We start from the raw sequence: 19,614 nt of genomic DNA, 5'->3' as shown, positions 1-19,614 counted from the left end.
GGGCAGCGTCAAAAGAACTGAAAACTAGACCGTCAGCACTTCTTTTTCTTTGTCGACCACCATCTTGTCGATGTCGGCAATAAACTTGTCCGTCAGCTTCTGCACTTCTTCCGACGAGCGGCGCTCATCGTCCTCGGAGCAGGCTTTTTCCTTGACCAGTTTCTTCAGCGACTCGTTCGCATCGCGGCGAATGTTACGCACGGCAATCTTCGCGTCTTCCGCTTCGCTCTTGACCAGCTTGACCATTTCCTTGCGGCGCTCTTCCGTCAGCGGCGGCGTCGGAACGCGGATCAGGTCGCCCTGTGCCGACGGGTTCAGGCCCAGGTCGGCGTCGCGGATGGCTTTTTCGATGGTGTTGGCCATCTTCTTTTCGTACGGCTGCACACCGATGGTGCGCGCGTCGATCAGGGTCACGTTGGCAACCTGGGTCAGCGCCGTCGGCGAACCGTAGTAATCGACCATCACGTGGTCCAGGATACCCGTATGGGCGCGGCCGGTACGCACTTTGGCCAGGTCGGCCCGCAGTGTTTCCAGCGACTTCGTCATGCGTTCCTGGGTGTTCTTTTTAACGTCAGCTAAGGACATGCTGCTCTCCAATCTTGATAACAATGAATATTCTACTTTGCCGGATTCAGCAAACAAACCCGCGCAGTCGGGAGTGCCGAAAACCGTTCAGGGCGAGGCGCAGCGCCGAAGACAGTACTTAATGTACGGCGAGGCGCTGCAACGCAGCCATGAGCGGTTTCTCGGCGCTCCGCTTTCCTTATACGTGAACCAGCGTGCCTTCATCTTCACCCATGATGACGCGCATCAGCGCGCCCGGCTTGGTGATCGAAAACACCTTGATTGGCAGTTTCTGGTCGCGGCACAGGGCGAATGCGGTGGCATCCATCACTTGCAGGTGCTTGGCGATGGCGTCGTCGAACGTAATCGTGTGGAACAGGGTGGCGTTCGGATCCTTCTTCGGATCGGCCGTGTAGACGCCGTCGACCTTGGTGGCCTTCAGGACGATCTCGGCGCTGATCTCGGAACCGCGCAGGGCGGCTGCCGTGTCGGTGGTGAAGAACGGATTGCCGGTACCGGCGGCGAAGACGACCACTTTACCTTCTTCCAGGTATTGCAGGGCTTTCGGGCGGACGTACGGCTCGACCACTTGTTCGATGCCGATGGCCGACATGACGCGCGCGGTGATGCCCACGTGGCGCATGGCATCGGCCAGGGCCAGTGCATTCATCACCGTGGCAAGCATGCCCATATAGTCGGCGGTGGCGCGGTCCATGCCTTGCGCACCAGGCGCGACGCCGCGGAAGATATTGCCGCCGCCAATCACGATTGCCAGTTCCACACCCAACTTTGCCACCTCGGCCACATCGGCCACCATGCGCTCGATCGTGGCGCGGTTGATGCCGTAGGGATCATCACCCATCAGGGCTTCGCCGGACAACTTGAGGAGGACGCGCTTGTAGGCTGGTTTTGACATGAGCTGGGGCTCCATAAATGAGGTTATTCGAGTATGACATGGCACAGCGCCTTGCAGCGCCGGATAGGCGGGAGGAAGCTGCCCATGCCGCCGCCCGGCACGACAGGTGCGGGCGGGCCAAAAAAACGGGCCTCTCGGCCCGCTTTACTTACGCTCCCTGGGAGGCAGCCATCTGTGCTGCGACTTCTGCTGCGAAGTCGTCTTGCTTCTTCTCGATGCCCTCGCCCACTACGTACATGGCGAAACCTTTGACGCTGGTGTTAGCCGCCTTCAGCATTTGCTCAACCGACAGCTTGTCGTTTTTCACGAAAGCTTGGTTCAGCAGGGAAACTTCTTTCAAGAACTTCTGTACGGAACCTTCCAGGCGCTTGGCCAGGATTTCCGGCGATTGCGCTGGCTTGCCTTCGGCGGCCGCTTTGGCTGCGTCTTCTTCGGCTTTCAGTTGTGCAACCGAACGCTCTTTTTCGATCAGTTCCGCAGGAACTTCGTTCGACGACAGCGACACTGGCTTCATGGCAGCGATGTGCATGGCCACGTCTTTGCCGACTTGCTCATCGGCGCCGTCGAATTCGACGATCACGCCAATACGCGAACCGTGCAGGTACGAAGCCAGCTTGGCGCTGGTTTCGAAACGCTGGAAGCGGCGGATGGTCATGTTTTCGCCGATTTTGCCGATCAGGGCAGCGCGCACGTCTTCCAGGGTCTTGCCATCGAGTGGCAGGGCCAGCAGAGCAGCGACGTCAGCCGGGTTGTGTTCCGCTACCAGACGGGCAGCGTTGTTGGCCAGTGCCAGGAAATCGTCGTTTTTCGCAACGAAGTCGGTTTCCGAGTTCACTTCGACCAGGGCGCCTACGCCATTGGCGATGTAAGTTGCCACGACGCCTTCAGCGGTGATGCGTGCCGATGCTTTCGATGCCTTGCCGCCCAGTTTGACGCGCAGGATCTCTTCCGCACGCGCCATGTCGCCTTCGGCTTCGGTCAGTGCTTTTTTGCATTCCATCATTGGTGCGTCGGTTTTGCCGCGCAATTCGCCTACCATCGCTGCTGTAATCGCTGCCATGTGTTTCTCCTGATTCGGTGAGTCGATAGTCGCGGCCGGGCATGCATGCCTCGCCAGCGGTCACTATCGTTTTTTTGTTAAAAAAAAGGGGGAGCTGCTGCCACCCCTTTTCCCTTACTGCTGTGCTTACAAACGGCTATCCTGCGATAGCCTGGCCATTAAGCCTGTTCGTTTACTTCGACGAATTCGTCGCCAGCGGCTGCTTTAACCATTTCAACAACTTCGTTACCGGCAGCTGCACGGCCTTCGATGATTGCATCAGCAACACCGCGAGCGTACAACATGATGGCTTTCGAGGAGTCATCGTTACCTGGGATCACGAAGTTCACGCCTTCTGGGGAGTGGTTGGTATCGACAACGCCGATGACCGGGATACCCAGTTTAGCTGCTTCGGTGATCGCACCTTTGTGGTAGCCGACGTCGACGACGAAGATTGCGTCAGGAATGCCGCCCATGTCCTTGATGCCGCCGATCGATTTTTGCAGCTTGATCATTTCGCGGGAGAACATCAGCGCTTCTTTTTTCGACAGCTTCTCGATCGAACCGTCTTCGATCATCACTTCCATGTCTTTCAGACGCTTGATCGAGGTTTTGATCGTTTTGAAGTTGGTCAGCATGCCGCCCAACCAACGTTGATCAACGAAAGGCACGCCAGCGCGTTGTGCTTCAGCAGCGATGATTTCGCGAGCTTGACGCTTGGTGCCGACCATCAGGATGGTGCCACGGTTTGCAGCCAGTTGACGCACGTGCTTCATTGCGTCCTGGTACATCGCCATGGTTTTTTCCAGGTTGATGATGTGGATCTTGTTGCGATGGCCGAAGATGAACGGTGCCATTTTTGGATTCCAAAAACGGGTTTGGTGACCAAAGTGGACACCGGCTTCCAGCATTTCGCGCATTGTTACGGACATTATTAACTCCAGGGTTGGGTCTGGAATCCGATCAGTCACCATACAGGCACCCTTGTCGACCGGATTCGCGTGTTTATATAAATTAAAGACACTGTTTTACTACATTGCTTAAAAGAGAATTCAAGCAACCCGGGATTCTACACCGAAATGCCCATTTCATCAAGCCCACGGCGCAAATCGCGCGCGCAGCGACGGCAAGCGTTGCACCACGCTGGTGCAACGCGTATCCGCCATGGCCATTCCCGCAAAAAACGCCTGCCCGCCCTAGGATGGAGGCGGCGGATACAGGGCGCCTCGTTTATAATTTCGACATATTTGCAGACTTTTCCTCCTACGCTGAGATTCGTCTGTGCTTTTCACCCGAACAACTTGCAGATTGCGAATTACATCATGTCCACCATCCGTATCAATACCGCCGCCGACATCGAAGGCATGCGCGTTGCCGGCAAACTCGGCGCCGAAGTGCTCGACTACATCACTCCCTTCGTCAAGGTCGGCGTCACGACCGGCGAACTGGACCGCCTGTGCCACGAATACATGGTCAACGTGCAAGGCACCATCCCTGCCCCGCTGAACTATTGCCCGCCCGGCTACACGCCCTACCCGAAAGCCATCTGCACCTCCGTCAACGACGTCATCTGCCACGGCATCCCCGGCGACAAGGTCTTGAAAAGCGGCGACTCCGTCAACCTCGACATCACCGTCATCAAGGATGGCTACCACGGCGACAACAGCCGCATGTTCCTCGTCGGCACGCCCACCATCCTGGCCAAGCGCCTGTCGGAAATCACCTATGAATGCATGTGGCTGGGCATAGCCCAGATCAAGCCGGGCGCCCACCTGGGCGATATCGGCCACGCCATCCAGCAGCACGCGGAAAAGGCCGGCTACAGCGTGGTGCGCGAATTCTGCGGCCACGGCATCGGCAAGGTCTTCCATGAAGAACCGCAAGTGTTGCATTACGGCAAACCAGGCACCCTGGAACGCCTGGAAGCGGGCATGATCTTCACCGTCGAACCGATGATCAACTCGGGCCGCCGCGAAATCCGCGAAATGAACGATGGCTGGACCATCAAAACCAAGGACCGCAGCCTGTCGGCGCAATGGGAACACACGGTGCTGGTGACGGAAACGGGCTATGAAGTGCTGACCGTCTCGCCCGGCATGCCGCCGCCACCGACCTTGATCCTGAACAAAGCCTGATTCTCCACCCCACGCACCGCCACCCAGGGCCCAGATGAAAAAGCAAGTTCGGGAACAGCTGAAACAGCAACTGAAAGCCGACCGCCAGGTCGTCATTGCGGCCTTCCAGGCCGACGGCAAGCCTGAAAAACTACTGCGCAGCCTGCGCCACAGCGTCGACGGCGTGCTGGCGCGCGCCTGGCAGGAAGCGGGCTTGCCACCAGGCACTTCCCTGGTGGGCGTGGGCGGCTATGGCCGCGGCGAACTGTTTCCGTATTCCGACGTCGACCTGCTGATCCTGCTGCAACAACCGCCCGATGGGGCCACGCAGGAAAAGCTCGAGGAACTGGTGCAACTGCTGTGGGACCTGGGCCTGGAAATCGGCCACAGCATCCGCACGGTCGATGAATGCCTGGTCGAATCGAAGGCCGACATCACCGTGCAAACGAGCTTGCTCGAAGCGCGCCTCGTGTGCGGCAACGCGGACTTGTTCGCGCAATTGCAGCAACGCTATGACGCGGCCATGGACCCGCAGGCGTTTTTCCAGGCGAAAACGGCGGAAATGCGCCAGCGCCATGCCAAATATGAAGACACGGCCTTCAGCCTAGAGCCGAATTGCAAGGAAAGCCCGGGCGGCTTGCGCGACTTGCAAGTCATCCTGTGGGTAGCCAAGGCGGCCGGCCTGGCAAACTCGTGGCGCACCCTGGCCACAGGCGGCCTGATCACCCTGACGGAAGCGCGCCAGCTGATGGAAAAGGAGCGCGCCTTCAAGGATATCCGCGTGCGCCTGCACCTGCATGCGGGGCGGCGCGAAGACCGCCTCGTGTTCGACGTGCAGACGGCGATCGCCGAATCGCTGGGCTTGCAGGCGACTGGCAGCGGGCCGCACATGCGCCGCGCCAGCGAATTCCTCATGCAGCGCTACTACTGGGCCGCCAAGACGGTGACCCAGCTCAACACGATTTTGCTGCAAAACATCGAAGCGCGATTGTTTCCACAAGACAATGTGGCCGTGCCCATCAACGCACGCTTCAATGAAGTCAACAGCCTGATCGACATCAGCGCCGACGATACGTTCGAGCAATACCCATCGGCCATGCTGGAAGTCTTTGTGCTGATGACGGAACGCCCGGCCCTGAAGGGCATGACCTCGCGCGCCACGCGGGCCCTGTGGCACGCGCGCTTCAAGATCGACGCCGCCTTCCGCCAGGACCCCGTCAACCGCGCCCTCTTCCTGCGCATCATGCAAGCGCCGGTCGGTATCATCCATGCGCTGCGGCGCATGAACGAAATGAGCATCCTGGGGCGCTACCTGCCGAATTTCCGCCGCATCGTGGGCCAGATGCAGCACGACCTGTTCCACGTGTACACGGTCGACCAGCACATTTTGATGGTAGTGCGCAACATGCGCCGCTTCACCATGAGCGAACACGCGCACGAATACCCGTTCTGCAGCCAGCTGATGGCCGATTTCTCGCAATCGTGGCTGCTGTACGTGGCGGCCCTGTTCCACGACATCGCCAAGGGCCGCGGCGGCGACCATTCGAAGCTGGGCGTGGCCGACGCCACCCAGTTCTGCCAGGAGCACGGCCTGTCGGAAGAAGACACGGAACTGGTGGCTTTCTTGGTGGAAAATCACCTGACCATGTCGCAAGTGGCGCAAAAGCAGGATTTGTCCGATCCCGACGTCATCGCCGCCTTTGCAAAGGTGGTCAAGGACGAGCGCCACCTGACGGGCCTGTACCTGCTGACGGTGGCCGACATCCGCGGCACCAGCCCGAAAGTGTGGAATGCCTGGAAGGGCAAGCTGCTGGAAGACCTGTACAAGATCACCTTGCGCGTGCTGGGCGGCGAGCCGCACACGGCCGACCGCGAGCTGAAAAACCGCCAGCAGGAAGCGCTGGCCACCCTGCGCCTGTACGGCTTGCCGCCGGACGCCCATCTGAAACTGTGGCAGCAGCTGGACGTGGCGTATTTCCTGCGCCACGACGCGTCCGACATCGCCTGGCAAACGCGCTCGCTGTATGACAAGCTCGACAGCAAGTTGCCGGTGGTAAAATGCCGGCTGGCGCCCATCGGCGAAGGCTTGCAGGTGGCCGTGTACATTCCCGACCAGCCCGACCTGTTCGCGCGCATCTGCAGCTATTTCGACCGCAAGAACTTCAGCATTCTCGACGCGAAGATCCACACGACCAAGAATGGCTATGCGCTCGACACGTTCCTTGTCACGGAGCAAAATTTCGCCAAGAGCTACCGCGACATCATCAGCCTGATCGAGCATGAGCTGGGCGAGCTGCTGCAGTCGCAAACGCCGCTGCCGCCGCCGGGCAAGGGACGGCTGTCGCGCCTGTCGCGCACCTTCCCCTTCCAGCCGACCGTGGATTTGCGGCCCGATGAAAAGGGCCAATACTATTTGCTGTCGGTGGCGGCCAACGACCGCACGGGGCTGCTGTATGCGATCGCCAACGTGCTGACCAAGTACCGCATCAACTTGCACACGGCCAAGATCATGACCCTGGGCGAGCGGGTCGAAGACGTTTTCCTCGTCGACGGTCCCGCGCTCAACAATGCCCGCAACCAGATATTGCTGGAAACCGATTTACTCGATGCGCTGAAAGTGTAGACTTTCCGCGCAGCGCCTACCTTACTGAAACTGAAACAACATGACCGAAGAATTATTACGCTTGTCCAAACGCATGTCCGAACTGGGCCTGTGCTCCCGCCGTGAAGCCGATGAATGGATCGCACGCGGCTGGGTCCGTGTGGATGGCAAGGTGGTGTCCGAGCTGGGCAGCAAGGTCTACCCCAGCCAGCGGGTCACCGTGGAACGCCAGGCGGCGGCCGAGCAATCGAAGCGGGTCACCGTGCTGATCAACAAACCCGTCGGCTATGTCAGCGGCCAGGCCGAAGACGGCTACACGCCAGCCGTGGCCCTGATCAAGGCGGAAAACCGCTGGGCGGAAGACCGCAGCCCGGAACAATTCCACCCCACCCAGCTGCGCAGCCTGGTGGCGGCCGGCCGCCTGGACATCGATTCCGTCGGCTTGCTCGTCCTGACGCAGGACGGCCGCGTGGCCAAGCAGCTGATCGGCCACGATACCGATATCGACAAGGAATACCTGGTGCGCGTGAGCTACACCAAGGGCGGCACCCTGCCCGACAGCGAACTGAAAAAGCTCAACCACGGCCTGTGGCTCGACGGCAAGCCGCTGCTGCCGGCCAAGGTGCGCTGGCAAAATGAAGATCAGCTGAGCTTTACCTTGCGCGAAGGCAAGAAACGCCAGATCCGCCGCATGTGCGAAGCCGTCGGCCTGAAAGTGCTGGGCTTGAAACGCGTGCGCATCGGCAAGGTCAAGCTGGGCGACTTGCCGACGGGCCAATGGCGTTACCTGAGCGCGGACGAACAGTTTTAAGCGACGGCATCAAGGTGGCATGCCGCGGGGCATGCCAAGCCATATAAGCAACAGGAATATAGTGATATAAAAACAATTATTGTGATTTACTTAGTAAATATTGCTTTAAACCTATACACTATTCCCCATCAGAACAAAAGAGATACGCTGTCGTGAACGATCCCATCCCCAATCCCCTGCGCAAAGGCGCGCCCAGCCTGGCTGACGTGGCCGAGCCGATGGCGCCAGGCACCAAGCCGCACCATATGAGCGATCCGTGGGATATCGGCGAAACCCTGTGCAGCCTGGCAGACAACGGCGACGCCATTTCCATCTACCCGGCGGGCGGCGAAGACGTCATCATGGCGCGCATCCTGTCCGTCGACGACGACTTGCCGCAATTCGTGCTGGAGCTGAATGAAGGCGCCACCCTGCCCGAAGGCGGCGCCACGTTTGTGTCGTGGGTGCAAAGCGCCAAGTTGCAATTTACCATCAATGGCGAATGGGAAGCGTATCCCGAGCGGCCGAACGTGTACCTGACGAACTTCCCCAGCCATTGCCTGGTGCTGGAACGGCGCGAATCGGCACGCCTGGAAACGCCGCTGGGCGTGTACTACCTGGCCGCCTTCGTGCTCGAGGGCCGTCCGTATGAATTGCAGCTGTATGATTTCTCGGCCGGCGGCATCGGCATGCGCGCCCATCCGCGCGACACGGTAGGCCTGTACGTGGGGCGCAAGCTGTCGCGCGTGCGCCTGGAGCTGGGACCGAACAAGGTCATGATCGCCGACCTGGAAATCCGCCTGTCGCGCACCTTCCGCTCCTTCCTGCTGGGCGAGCAGGTGCAGATCGGCTGCCGCTTCCTGAACCTGACGGAAGCCATGGAGGATGAATTGAAAGTGCTGCTCGATAATCTGGGCAGCAGCCGCAAGGTGCGCTAGTTTCGCTTCACGCATGAAAAATGGCCGCCCAGCTCATGCTGCGCGGCCATTTTTTGTTTAACAGCCAAAGTCACGAGGCGCCTGAAAAACGTTCAGGGCAAGACGCATTGCCGAAGACAGTACGAATAGTACGGCGAGGCAATGCAACGCCGCCATCGGCGTTTTCTCAGCCGCCGATCAGTCGTCGTCGTTTGGATCTAAATCCGGGAACATGACTTCCGTATAACCGAATTGCGTAAAATCAACGATACGCATCGGATACAAAATGCCGTGCAAGTGGTCCACTTCATGCTGCACCACGCGCGCATGGAAACCGTCGCAGTCGCGGCTGATGGGCTGGCCGAACTGGTCCACGCCTTCGTAGTGCAGCTCGCTCCAGCGCGGCACGCTGCCGCGCAGGCCGGGCACGGACAGGCAGCCCTCGAAACCCTCTTCCTTGCGTTCCGACAAAGGCGTCAGCACAGGGTTGATCAGCACGGTTTCCGGCACTTGCGGCGCATCGGGGTAGCGCAAGTTCTGCTTGAAGCCGTAGATCACCAGCTGCAGGTTGACGCCGATCTGCGGCGCCGCCAGGCCCGCGCCATTGGCCGCATGCATGGTGTCGAACATGTCGGCGATCAAGGCATGCAGTTCGGGCGTATCGAATTCACGCACGGGCTCGGCCATGCGCAGCAGGCGCGGATCGCCCATCTTGAGGATGTCACGTACCGTCATTTTGTTTCCAGTGTCGCTTGCAGTTGTTGCAGATAACTACGGAAGGCGGCGCCCGTTTCCGGATGTTTCATACCCATCGCCGTCGTTGCCTTCAGGTAACCAAGCTTGGAGCCGCAATCATAACGCTGCCCCTGGTAGCGGTAAGCCAGCACGCGCTCTTCGCGCATCAGGGCGGCGATGCCGTCCGTCAACTGGATTTCGCCGCCGGCGCCCGTGCCGATATTTTCCAGATGGTTAAAGATACGGCTGGTCAGCACATAACGGCCCACCACGGCCAGGGTTGACGGCGCCTCTTCGGGCGCGGGCTTTTCCACGATGGCCGAGACCAGCTCCAGGTCGGGCTGATAATTCTTTGCCGACACAATACCGTACTGCTTGGTTTCCGCGCGCGGCACGTCCTGCACGGCCAGCAGCGAGCAATTTTCATACTGGAAGACATCGGTCATCTGCGCCAGCACGGGGCGCACGCCCTCTTGCACATCCATAAAATCGTCGGCCAGCAAGACGGCAAACGGCTCGTCGCCGATCACGGGACGGGCGCACAGCACGGCATGCCCCAGGCCCAGCGGCGCGGACTGGCGGATGTAAATGCAATTGATATGCTTGGGAATGACGTTTTGCACCATGTCGAGCAACTGGCGCTTGCCGGCCGCTTCCAGCTCCGATTCCAGCTCGTAAGCCGTATCGAAATGGTCTTCGATGGCGCGCTTGTTGCGTCCCGTGATGAAGATCATTTCCGTGATACCGGCCGCCACCGCTTCTTCCACCGCGTACTGGATCAATGGTTTATCGACGATGGGCAACATTTCCTTCGGTTGTGCCTTGGTCGCTGGCAAGAAGCGGCTGCCCAGGCCGGCGACGGGAAAGACTGCTTTTCTGATTTTTTTCATGGGTCTTCTGTAATATTTTAAGAATTAATCCTGCGCGAGCAAGGCCAGCAAACCAGCCTCGTCGAGGATGGCCACGCCCAGTTCCTGGGCCTTGGCCAGCTTGCTGCCGGCGTCCGAGCCGGCCACGACATATCCTGTCTTCTTCGAAACAGAACCGCTGACCTTGCCACCGGCCGCTTCGATCAGTTCCGCCGCCTCGTCGCGGCTCATGTTGGGCAAGGTGCCCGTCAGGACGAAAGTCTTGCCGTCCAGCTTGCCGCCAGCGGCTGGCATTTCAGGCAATTGTGACAGTAATTCATGGCGCAGGGCGTCCAGTTGACCAAGCAGCTTGACATTGCCCTCATCGGCCAGCCACTGCGCCAGCGACTCGGCCACGGCGGCAGGCAAGCCTGCATGGAAGCTGGCGCCTTGCGCGGCCAGGCTGGCCAGGGTCACGCCCCGCTCCACCAGTTGCTTGCTGCGCGGCTCCGTCAGCTTCGGGATGCCGATGGCGGCCAGCAAGGTGGTTTGTTCGAGCTGCGTGCGCAGCTTGGCGCTGGGCGCATGTTCACCCTGCGGCGCGACGCCCGCGTCCAGCAACGCCTGCAACGCCTGCTGGTTCTTTTCTTCGGCAAAGAAATCGGCAATCGACTCGGCGACCGTGCCGCCGATGTCGGGCAGCACGCGCAGCAAGGCTGCTGGCGCTTGCCGCACATACGCCAGGCTGCCGAGCCACTCGGCCAGGGTCTTGGCCGTCGATTCGCCCACGTGGCGGATGCCCAGCGCGAACAGGAAACGCTCAAGCGGCGGGCGCTTGCTCGCTTCTATACCGGCCAGCAAGTTTTCCGCCCACTTGGTGGGAATCTTGCCTTGTTGCACTGTTTCTGGCGTCGAACCGTCGCGCTCGTCGGCGCGCACTTTCATTTCCAGCAATTTATCCAGGGTCAGGCTGTACAAGTCGGCCAGGCCATGCACGTATTCCAGTTCGACCAGGGTATCGATATAACGTTCGCCCAGGCCTTCGATATCCATCATGCGCCGGCCCGCGAAATGACGGAACGCTTCCTTGCGCTGCGCCGAGCAGAACAGACCGCCCGAGCAGCGGGCAATCGCCTCGCCCTCTTCGCGCACCACGTGCGAGCCGCACACGGGGCACGTTTCCCGCATCTTGAACGGCGGCGGCGCCGGTTCCGGCCGTTTTTCCAGCACCACGGACAGCACTTCCGGAATCACGTCGCCCGCGCGGCGCACGACGACCGTATCGCCCACGCGCACATCCTTGCGCCGCACTTCATCTTCATTGTGCAAGGTGGCGTTGGTGACCGTCACGCCGCCCACGGACACGGGCGCCAGGCGCGCCACGGGCGTCATGGCGCCAGTGCGGCCCACCTGGATATCGATATCCAGCACCTGCGTCAGCGCCTCTTCGGCGGGAAACTTGTGCGCCAGCGCAAAACGCGGCGCGCGCGAGACAAAGCCCAGCTCCTGCTGGTCTTCCGTCGCGTTCACCTTGTAGACGACGCCGTCGATTTCATACGGCAAGGCGGGACGGCGCGCGCCGATGTCCGCGTAGTAATCGAGCAAGCCTTGCGCGCCCTGCACCACACGGCGCTCCTTCGATACGGGAATGCCCAGGGTGTCGTACCAGTCCAGCAAGGCAGAATGCGACGCCGGCATGGCGGCGCCATCGAGGGCGCCGATGCCATACGCATAGAAACGCAGCTTGCGCTGGGCCGTGATGCGCGAATCGAGCTGGCGCAGGCTGCCGGCCGCCGCATTGCGGGGGTTGGCGAATTCCTTCTGCCCCGCTTCGCGCTGGCGTTCGTTCAGGCGGGCAAAATCGGCCTTGAACATCATGACTTCGCCACGCACGTCGAGCACGGCAGGAATCCGGTCGCCATGCAGGCGCAGCGGGATGCCGGAAATGGTGCGGATATTCGCCGTCACGTCCTCGCCCGTGGCGCCATCGCCGCGCGTGGCCGCCTGCACGAACAGGCCGTTTTCATAGCGCAGGTTGATGGCCAGGCCGTCGAATTTCACTTCGGCAGCGTAATCGACTTCGGCACCGTCAAGGTCCAGGCCTTCGCGCACGCGGCGGTCGAAGTTGACGATATCGTCATCGGTGAAACCATTGTTCAACGACAACATCGGCACTGTGTGCGTGACTTGCTCGAATTGCGGCAAGGGCGCCGCGCCCACGCGCAAGGTGGGCGAATCGGGCGTGCGCAAGTCGGGATGGGCCGCTTCCAGCGCCTGCAGTTCGACGAACAGCTTGTCGTACTCGGCGTCGGGGATGGTGGGATTGTCGAGCACGTGGTAGGCGTGCAGATGCCGATTGAGTTCGGCCGTGAGTGCCAGGACGCGCTGAGCGGCATTCCGCTGGGCGGCGTCCTGGTTGATCGGATCAGTCATTGTTGCGGGATTCTTCAGCTAAATAAACGCAGGGCGCGGGTGGAACCGGCCGGAATGTCGGCCGCGTCCATTTCCTGGTAAAACTCTTGCACCTGGCCCGCGATCTCGGCCAGCGCCGCATCGGACAAGGCCTGGTTGTAATCGTCGACGATGGTGGCGTCCAGGCGGCCCACCAGTGCCTTGGCGCAAGCGACCATGGCGCCGAAGCCGTCGCGCGCGGGCGCCACGCATGGCACGTCCAGCAGCAGGGTCAGGCGCGGCGTCGTTTCCTCGGCCAGGGTGACATTCGTCGACAGCGAGAACAGATAGCCGCCTTCGCCGTCGGGCATGACGAAACGGCCGTCCGGACGCACGTCGAAGCCCTGCTTTTCCAGCGCGAACAGCAAGGTGGAAATGGCCCATGGCGCGCCATTCGTGTGCAGGTTGACGCCCAGCTGGGCATCGTGACCGGCCACGAAGCGGTGCAGATTGCGCGCTTCGGCCATCACTTCCATCATGTCCGGCACTTCCGGCTCGGCGCCGATCTCGTCGGCCACGCCGCGCAGGCGCGTGACCAGTTCCGAGTATTCCAGTTCATTCAGGGCCGTGCTGCGGCTGGCCAGCTGCACGCCGCCCTGCATCTTGGTGTAGACACCGCCATGCGTGATCGGTTCCCAGTCGCCATTCACGTGCAAACCGATGAAGTGGACGGGCTTGTTGCCCACCAGGCGCAGGGTTTGCAGCACGGGCAGGATCTTGTCGCCGCGCACGGGCGCTTCCAGCGACAAAGGCAGCAGGCAATCGATCAGCGGGTCGACCAGGCTGGTCGCCTGTTCGCTGGCGGCGCTGACTTCCGGCTGCGCCGGCGCGGCTGGAACGGCTGGTGCAGGGTCGGCATCGGCCAGCGACGGTTCCGCATGCACGGGCGCGTCCGGCACCACGGCCGCCGGCGGCGCACCGAACGACGGTTCGGCCTTGGCGACGGGCGCCGCGTCGAAGCGCGGTTCCTGGCGCAGCACGGGTTCCTGGGCTTCCACGGCAGGGGCGTCGCCCTCGCGCATCAGCACGTCGTCGTGGTCGGTGGAAAAGGCCCGTTCCACGCTTTTCTTGGCCTTGTATTCCTGCCATTTGTTGTACGAGAAAACACCGACGATAAAGACGCCGCCGGCGCCGAACAAGGTAATTTGAAGGTCTGTCATGCTGCTTGTGCCTCGGTTGCAAAATTTGCGGCGGACTCCATGTCCACCGCCACGATGCGCGATACGCCCTGCTCCTGCATCGTCACACCGATCAATTGATGGGCCATTTCCATCGCAATCTTGTTATGCGAAATGAAAAGGAATTGGGTCTGGTCGGACATGCGCTTGACCATGCGGCAGAAGCGTTCCGTGTTCGAATCGTCCAGCGGTGCATCGACTTCGTCGAGCAGGCAGAACGGCGCCGGATTCAGGCGGAACATGGAAAACACCAATGCGGTCGCGGTCAGCGCCTTCTCTCCACCGGACAACAGGTGGATGGTGGCATTTTTCTTGCCGGGAGGCTGCGCCATGACTTGTACACCGGAATCGAGAATCTCGTCGCCCGTCATGGTCAGCTTGGCCTGGCCGCCGCCGAACAGAATCGGGAACAGCTCGGAAAAGTGGTGGTTGACCTTGTCGAACGTGTCTTGCAGCAAGTCGCGCGTTTCCTTGTCGATCTTGTGGATCGCGTCTTCCAGCGTGTTGATCGCTTCCGTCAGGTCGGCATTCTGGGCGTCGAGGAAATTCTTGCGCTCGGAGGCCTGCGCCAGTTCGTCCAGCGCGGCCAGGTTGACGGCGCCCAGGCCCGTGATGGCATTCGTCAGGCGCGTGACTTCGCCCTGCAGATACGATGGGCGCATGTCCGGGTGCAATTTTTCCGTCAGGACGGCTTCGTCGGCGCCTGATTCCAGCAATTGCTGGGCAAATTGCTCCTGGTTCAGGCGCGCGGCCTGTTCCTTGAGCTGCATTTCCATGATCTTGTCGCGTTGCGGCTGCAAGCTGCGCTCCGATTGCGTGCGCGCATCTTCGGACAGGCGCAGCTGCTGCGTAATCTGATCGAGTTCATGGCGCGCATCCGCCAGCGCCCGCTCTTGCGTCGTGCGGCGCTCGAGCAGATCCTGCAAGCCGTCGGCGGCCGCGCCGCTTTCCAGGTTGGCCAGCTCCTGCTGGCCCGCTTCCAGGCTTTCCGACACCTGCTGGGCCTGCGTACTGGCCGTGGCGATGTTGCGGCGCAATTCCTCGATCTTCGCGCGGTGGGCTTTTTCCGCGTATTCCGTATCCTTGGCGGCGCGTTCCAGGTCGCGCAAGGCTTCGCGCGCCTCGGCCAGGCGCTGCTCCTTCTGCAGGAAGTCCGTATGGCCGTCTTCGTGTGCTTCCTGCAAGTTGCCCAGTTCCATGTCCAGCTGTTCGAATTTCTCTTCCGATTCCAGCTTGGTCTGCATCTGCTCCGCTTCCTGCGCGGCGATCTCGGCCAGGTCGGCACCGATCTGCGTGCTGCGCTGGTTGAAGCGCGCTTCCACTTCCGACAGTTTCACCACGTCCAGTTGCAGAGTATGCACGGAAGACGTCAGTTGCTGTATGCGCAAGCGCAAGTCGGACAGATTGCGCGTCAGGGTGGCAACGGCCGCATCGGCCCGCACGGAACGGGCGCGCGCCTCTTCGGCCAGCAATTGCTGGGCACGCAACTGCTTGCCGATATTGTCGATTTCCTGCTGGCGGCCCAGCATGCCTTCCTGCTCCGAATCGGCCGCATAGAAGCGCACGCTGGTGGCCGTCACGACGTGACCGGCGCGCGTGACGAAATAGCCGCCCGGCGGCAATTTACTGCGTTCGGCCAGGGCTTCGGCCGCGTCTTCCACGGCATAGGCGTTGTACAGCCAATCCTGCAGCAAGCCGCGCAAGCCCGGATCGTTGAGTTTCAACAAGTTCAGGAACGGTTTCAGGCCGGCGATTTCCGGCAGCGGCAGGGGCGCCACCGTGGATGGCGCGTACAGGGCCAGCTTGGCCGGCGGCGCGTCGGCAAAGAAAGCCTTGGCCCAGTCGATATTCGACAGTTGCAAGGCCGATGTGCGCTCGCGCAAGATCGATTCCATGGCCGCTTCCCAGCCCGCTTCGATCTGCAGCTTTTGCCACAGACGCGGCAAGGTGTCGAGCTCGTGCTTTTTCAGCCAGGGCTGGACCTTGCCCTGCGTCTGCACCCGTTCCTGCAATTGTTTCAAAGCGGAAAGACGCGCTTCCAGCTGGGCATTCGCCGCCGTCTCGGCATTGACTTGCGCCTGCGCCTCGGCCCGTTCCTGCTCCAGCTTGGGCTGCTGCTCCAGCGCCTCTTCCAGGTAGAAACCCTGCTCTTCCAGGGTTTGCTGCTTTTCTTCCAATTGGAGCTTCAGGTTTTCCAGGTGGCTGCTGTCGGGCAGACTGAGGCTGTTCTTTTCCTGCTGCAGGCGCTCGCGGCGGCTCAAGAGGCTGGCCAGGATGTTCGAGGCGTTGCGCTGGTGCGCCGATTCCAGTTCCAGCTGCTGCTGGGCCTGCATGATGCGGGCGCGCGATTCCGTGCTCTTGTTTTGCGCGGCGCGCCAGGCGGCGTCCAGCTCGGGCAATTGCTCGCCCTTCTGTTCCGCCATCATTTGCGACTGTTCCACCTTCGCAGCCAGCTCTTCGAGGTGGAATTCCGCCTCCTCGATCTGTTCCTGGTATTCGCCGCCCTGGCTCGTCCACTGGTCGCGCTGGGCCGTCAGGGTGGCCAGCTGCGCCTGCAGGCGGGCGCGCGATTCGATGACGAACTTGATCTGCGCTTCCAGGCTGCCGATTTCCGCATTCGTCTGGTACAGATGGCCTTGCGCCGTATGCAGGCGGTCGCCCACGGCAAAGTGCGCCTGGCGCATCTGCTCGAGGGTCAGTTCCACGTTGCGCAGCTTGGCCGTCTGCTCTTCCAGGTCCGTCTGCGCCTGTTCCACTTCGCGGAAATAGCGCGTCTGCTCGTTTTGCGCCTCGTTCTTGCGCAGCAGCCACAACAGCTTCTGCTTTTCTTCCTGGTCCGCCTGCAAGGCGTGGAAACGGGTGGCGACAGCGGCCTGCGCTTCCAGCTTTTCCAGGTTGGCATTGAGTTCGCGCAAGATGTCTTCCACGCGCAACAGGTTTTCGCGCGTGTCCTGCAAGCGGTTTTCCGTCTCGCGGCGGCGTTCCTTGTATTTCGACACGCCGGCAGCTTCTTCGAGGAAGACGCGCAATTCTTCCGGGCGCGATTCGATGATGCGCGAAATCATGCCCTGGCCGATGATGGCGTAGGCGCGCGGGCCGAGACCGGTGCCAAGGAAAATATCCTGGATGTCGCGCCGGCGCACGGGCTGGCCATTGATGTAATAGGTGGAGGTGCCGTCGCGCGTCAGGGTGCGCTTAACGGCGATCTCGGCGTACTGGCCCCACTGGCCGGACGCCTTGCCATCGTTATTGTCGAACACCAGTTCCACGGAAGCGCGCCCGGCCGGTTTGCGGTGGGTGGAGCCATTGAAAATGACGTCCTGCATCGATTCGCCGCGCAATTCCGACGCTTTCGATTCGCCCAGCACCCAGCGCACGGCGTCGATGATGTTCGACTTGCCGCAGCCATTCGGCCCGACCACGCCCACGAGCTGGCCTGGCACCTGGAAATTGGTGGGATCGACGAAAGACTTAAATCCCGACAACTTGATGGAAGAGAGACGCACGTGTTTTAGAGTTCCTGGCCTATGCTGGCGGTTATATTTGGGTGAACCCGGTTCATATTCAGTTCATGGCCACCTTGGCCACCCTTGCGGCAACAGTCCGGCCACTCACCGCAGGGAGTGGTTCATCATACCATTTCCTGATGCTTTTCTGGCCAAAAAACCGCAGCGCCAGGCGCCGGCGTGCCCCGCCTTACGGGGCTGGGCGGCCATCCTGCGCCAGTTTCCAGTCTTCGCGGGAAAAAACACGCTCATGACCGGACAGCGCCAGGGCCAGTTTTTGCAGCCATTGCTCGGTCGGCATGGGCTCCGCCTTGAAGCTGAGCCCCACCATCAGCACGAGGCTGGCCAGGGCCAGCGCATGGCTGACGGCGATATTCACGGCGCCGCGGGCGCTCCACATGAAGCCCAGGGCCAGCGCCAGGCCCAGCACGCAGCCGCTGACGGCTTCCGACACGCTGTGCGCATGCACGACCACGCGCGAAATGGCCACCAGCACGGCAAAGGCCACGCCGACGAGCACGCCGGCGTGGCGCCAGCGCGGCGCAGCCCGCTGCAGCAGCACATACATCAGCACGGGAAACACGGCGCCGGCGCGCATGGCATGGCCGCTGAAGCCCGTAAAATCGAGCGCACTGCTGCCCACGCCCCAGCTCATGAAAGCCAGCTTCGACAGCACCACGAGGGCCAGGCCGCCGCCGTACCACAGGCTCCAGCTGAGCACCAGGCGCCATTGGCGCGAGACGAGCAGCCACAGGGCGATCGCCACGCCAGCCGGCCCCATCACGGACATATCGGCCGCAAAAGAAATCCCATTCCACCAAGTCATCGCGCCTGCACTTATTTCATGATCAGCTTGCACTATGCCACGACTCTGCCCTGTTCCGCGCGGCTTTTGCTGTGCTGCAGCGAAGAATTACATTCGATTACAAACTTTCCACGCTGAAACCATCTGCCCCGCATGGCGCGGCAGGCGTCAGATATTCGTCAGGCGCTTGCCCTTGGGCGGCGCAAAGTCGCGGATCGATTCGATCATGCCCACTTCCAGCGCCTGGTCGGCCGTCAGGTGCAGGTCGGAATACGCGTGCACCTGCCACTGCTCTTCCGTCAGGCTGACGTGGCCGCGCAGGATGCGCTCGGTACGCATGTCGTCGGCGCGCAAGCCCTCGACGATAATGCTGAGCGCGTCGGGGCGGGAACCGGGCGAGGCTGTCGCATGCGACTTGTGCACCATGAAGCGGGCCGTGTCGCTGGCATGGCGGTGCCGCCCCGCCAGGAACAGGGTGACGGCGATGGAGGCCACGGCGCCCCCGTTATAGGTGATGATGTCGAGCGGCAACTTGCTGAGGAAGTTGTACAGACAGATGCCGTCGCTGACATAGCCGCCGTTCGACTGGATCAGGATGTGCGCGGTGGTGAGCTTGTCTTCCGTGATGTCGGCCGCGGCGTTGAAGACGCGCCGCACCATATCGCTGTTGACGTCGCCCGAGAGGGTAAAGTAACCGTGCTGCTCGGTGTTGTTTTGCGTCTCGCTTTGTGTAGTGTTCATGGCAGGCACCCGCAAGAAAGCCAGAATTTCATCATAGCGCATTCCCGCGCGGCCGGGCGTCCTTTTGCGGCGTCTCCAGCCCCCTGACAGCCCCGCAAACCGGGGCTTCTGCTGCAATTTGACAATGTCTTTTCAGATTGACAGAAACACCCTGCTGGCATATATTCCTCCCACTTGATCGGGAGAGGGCAAACCAGCGTTGCCGCCGAAGGGGCACTACCCAAAAACTCTCAGGCAAAAGGACCGATCAGGCGGACTGCAGCTGTTGCTTTGGCGACACGTTTCAGCTCAACTCTGGAGAGCGGCCGCGGCTATTGCCGGCGGCCCACCGAAGGGGCGCACGGGGCAAGCCCCCGTAATCTCTCAGGTACAAAGGACAGGGGGGTCAGTGATCACGCTGGAAAGCCG

General features: G+C 61.2%; 15 protein-coding genes and 2 riboswitches. Of the genes, 4 read left to right on the top strand and 11 right to left on the bottom strand.

Annotated elements, in window-relative coordinates; genetic code table 11:
- Positions 1-24: 24 nt before the first annotated feature.
- The 4 genes from frr to rpsB all read right to left on the bottom strand — a co-directional run bounded on the left by frr (position 25) and on the right by rpsB (position 3,451).
- Positions 25-585 carry a ribosome recycling factor gene (frr, locus tag O3299_RS04750; RefSeq protein ID WP_034784152.1) on the bottom strand — a complete coding sequence of 187 codons (561 nt, stop codon included), beginning with the start codon at positions 583-585 and terminating at the stop codon, positions 25-27.
- Between the two features lie 178 nt (positions 586-763).
- Entirely contained in the window at positions 764-1,480 is a 717-nt protein-coding gene (gene pyrH, locus O3299_RS04745; RefSeq protein ID WP_034752258.1) for a UMP kinase, read from the bottom strand.
- Between the two features lie 148 nt (positions 1,481-1,628).
- On the bottom strand, positions 1,629-2,540 hold the full coding sequence (gene tsf / locus O3299_RS04740) for a translation elongation factor Ts (protein ID WP_034752260.1): 912 nt from the start codon (positions 2,538-2,540) through the stop codon (positions 1,629-1,631).
- A 158-nt stretch (positions 2,541-2,698) separates the two neighbouring features.
- Positions 2,699-3,451 carry a 30S ribosomal protein S2 gene (gene rpsB / locus O3299_RS04735; RefSeq protein WP_010397614.1) on the bottom strand — a complete coding sequence of 251 codons (753 nt, stop codon included), beginning with the start codon at positions 3,449-3,451 and terminating at the stop codon, positions 2,699-2,701.
- A gap of 390 nt (positions 3,452-3,841) precedes the next feature.
- On the opposite strand from rpsB, the gene map reads away from it, so the two are divergent.
- The 4 genes from map to O3299_RS04715 all read left to right on the top strand — a co-directional run bounded on the left by map (position 3,842) and on the right by O3299_RS04715 (position 8,963).
- Positions 3,842-4,654 (top strand): type I methionyl aminopeptidase, encoded by an 813-nt coding sequence (map, locus tag O3299_RS04730; protein ID WP_305051656.1) that lies wholly within the window; start codon positions 3,842-3,844, stop codon positions 4,652-4,654.
- Between the two features lie 34 nt (positions 4,655-4,688).
- A complete protein-coding gene (locus O3299_RS04725) occupies positions 4,689-7,256 on the top strand; it encodes a [protein-PII] uridylyltransferase (RefSeq protein ID WP_251349123.1) in 2,568 nt (855 codons plus the stop codon).
- A gap of 40 nt (positions 7,257-7,296) precedes the next feature.
- A complete protein-coding gene (locus O3299_RS04720) occupies positions 7,297-8,046 on the top strand; it encodes a pseudouridine synthase (RefSeq protein ID WP_034752263.1) in 750 nt (249 codons plus the stop codon).
- A 152-nt stretch (positions 8,047-8,198) separates the two neighbouring features.
- Positions 8,199-8,963: a flagellar brake protein gene (locus O3299_RS04715; RefSeq protein ID WP_099664334.1), complete on the top strand. Its 765-nt coding sequence runs from the start codon at positions 8,199-8,201 to the stop codon at positions 8,961-8,963.
- Positions 8,964-9,140: 177 nt separating this feature from the next.
- On the opposite strand, the gene def is transcribed toward O3299_RS04715, so the two are convergent.
- The 7 genes from def to O3299_RS04680 all read right to left on the bottom strand — a co-directional run bounded on the left by def (position 9,141) and on the right by O3299_RS04680 (position 19,206).
- Positions 9,141-9,677 (bottom strand): peptide deformylase, encoded by a 537-nt coding sequence (gene def / locus O3299_RS04710; RefSeq protein ID WP_076569759.1) that lies wholly within the window; start codon positions 9,675-9,677, stop codon positions 9,141-9,143.
- Positions 9,674-10,567 (bottom strand): UTP--glucose-1-phosphate uridylyltransferase GalU, encoded by an 894-nt coding sequence (gene galU, locus O3299_RS04705; protein ID WP_077403348.1) that lies wholly within the window; start codon positions 10,565-10,567, stop codon positions 9,674-9,676. Before galU ends, def begins: the two co-directional genes overlap by 4 nt.
- 24 nt (positions 10,568-10,591) lie before the next feature.
- The gene (ligA, locus tag O3299_RS04700; protein ID WP_305061614.1) at positions 10,592-12,958 is read right to left on the bottom strand and encodes an NAD-dependent DNA ligase LigA; all 2,367 of its coding nucleotides are present in this window, start codon (positions 12,956-12,958) and stop codon (positions 10,592-10,594) included.
- 14 nt (positions 12,959-12,972) lie between these two features.
- Complete coding sequence (locus O3299_RS04695; RefSeq protein ID WP_305061613.1) at positions 12,973-14,136, bottom strand: cell division protein ZipA C-terminal FtsZ-binding domain-containing protein; 1,164 nt, start codon at positions 14,134-14,136, stop codon at positions 12,973-12,975.
- Positions 14,133-17,660 carry a chromosome segregation protein SMC gene (smc, locus tag O3299_RS04690; RefSeq protein WP_305061612.1) on the bottom strand — a complete coding sequence of 1,176 codons (3,528 nt, stop codon included), beginning with the start codon at positions 17,658-17,660 and terminating at the stop codon, positions 14,133-14,135. Before smc ends, O3299_RS04695 begins: the two co-directional genes overlap by 4 nt.
- A 190-nt stretch (positions 17,661-17,850) precedes the next feature.
- Entirely contained in the window at positions 17,851-18,486 is a 636-nt protein-coding gene (locus tag O3299_RS04685; RefSeq protein WP_257218642.1) for a phosphatase PAP2 family protein, read from the bottom strand.
- Positions 18,487-18,633: 147 nt separating this feature from the next.
- A complete protein-coding gene (locus O3299_RS04680; RefSeq protein WP_257218643.1) occupies positions 18,634-19,206 on the bottom strand; it encodes an ATP-dependent Clp protease proteolytic subunit in 573 nt (190 codons plus the stop codon).
- Between the two features lie 169 nt (positions 19,207-19,375).
- Positions 19,376-19,462: riboswitch (glycine riboswitch) on the top strand.
- 28 nt (positions 19,463-19,490) lie between these two features.
- Positions 19,491-19,596, top strand: a riboswitch (glycine riboswitch).
- The last annotated feature ends 18 nt before the right edge of the window (positions 19,597-19,614 follow it).

The sequence above is a fragment of the Janthinobacterium sp. SUN176 genome (assembly GCF_030587335.1).
Lineage (GTDB): Bacteria > Pseudomonadota > Gammaproteobacteria > Burkholderiales > Burkholderiaceae_D > Janthinobacterium > Janthinobacterium kumbetense.
This window is presented reverse-complemented; position numbering and strand designations above follow the sequence as displayed.